This is a genomic window from Methylobacterium sp. Leaf87 (assembly GCF_001422775.1).
GTDB lineage: Bacteria > Pseudomonadota > Alphaproteobacteria > Rhizobiales > Beijerinckiaceae > Methylobacterium.
This window is the reverse complement of record NZ_LMMI01000058.1, coordinates 1-1,135: the sequence shown is the minus strand read 5'-3', so window position 1 is coordinate 1,135 and position 1,135 is coordinate 1. Positions and strand designations below refer to the sequence as shown.

The 1,135-nt window shown below is 63.1% G+C and carries 2 protein-coding genes; both read left to right on the top strand.

The features are described from left to right. The coding region (locus tag ASF22_RS24675) for a hypothetical protein (RefSeq protein ID WP_210166666.1) at positions 1-275 on the top strand (275 nt) is incomplete at its 5' end. 279 nt (positions 276-554) lie between these two features. After that, positions 555-1,052 (top strand): transposase, encoded by a 498-nt coding sequence (locus tag ASF22_RS24440; protein WP_162239595.1) that lies wholly within the window; start codon positions 555-557, stop codon positions 1,050-1,052. Positions 1,053-1,135: the final 83 nt, after the last annotated feature.

Below are 1,135 nucleotides of genomic sequence, written 5' to 3'. Positions count from 1 at the left end.
CGATCTGCTGCCGTGGAACTGGACCCAGCCTCAGCGCCGGCAGATCGCCGCCTGACACCCCGCCGGGACCACGAACGCGGCCTTCACCGAAGGCGTACCGTTCGTCCGCCCTAGACCGGCTTGAATGGATTTTTGCCAATCTGCTTTCAGGAATAAAAATTACGAAAGATGCGGGCAATCCCGTTGAAGTTCTGGGCATCGCGGACTTCAGGGCACAACTCGAAGGCCGGATCGCAATTGGCACTTTTGCGAAAGTCACCGGGAGGGTCAAATGAATCGGACGTTCGTTTGGATTGCGACGCACGACGGCTTCGCACCCTATCGCTTAGGCGGTGTGGACGGATTAGCGACGGCGGGCTTTCCGAGCGGGCGGATCGATGATTCATAGGGTGTCGGTTTTGGGGAGGCTTGCCCATGCTGACACGGATGACGGACGCGGATTGGACGATCGCCCTGGAGGTGTTCCGCGCGGTTCGCTCGCGACGGGGCGACAAGGGCCGTGACGACCAAAGGTTTCTGGAAGCGCTGCATTATTTCACGGTGCAGAGCGTGACGTGGCGGACACTGCCGGCCGAGTTCGGGAACTGGAATTCGATCTGGAAACGGTTCTGGCGACTGCGCGAGAACGGGACGATCGATGCCTTCTTCGAGGCGCTGGCCGAACTGAGCCCCACCGCCGACTTCGTGCAGATGTTCGACTCGACGGTGGTCCGGGCCCACGTCTCGGCGGCCGGTGCAAAGGGGGGCAGCAGGATCAGGCGCTCGGCCGCTCGCGGGGCGGTTTCTCGACGAAGATCCACCTCAAGACCGACTTTTCCGGCCTGCCCCTCGCCTTCGTCCTGACTGGTGGAGAGGCCGGTGACAGCCCACAGTTCGAAACGCTGCTGGATCTCGGGCCCGACGTGAGGCCCCGCGCCGCCGTCACCGACAAAGGCTACGACAGCAAGCGCAATCGCGCCGCCGCCCGCGTCCGCGGCATCGCTCCGATCATTCCTTACAAAGCCAACGCCAAGAAGAGACCCGTCTTCTTTCCAAAAGTACGCCTTCGGTGAAGGCCGCGTTCGTGGTCCCGGCGGGGTGTCAGGCGGCGATCTGCCGGCGCTGAGGCTGGGTCCAGTTCCACGGCAGCAGATCG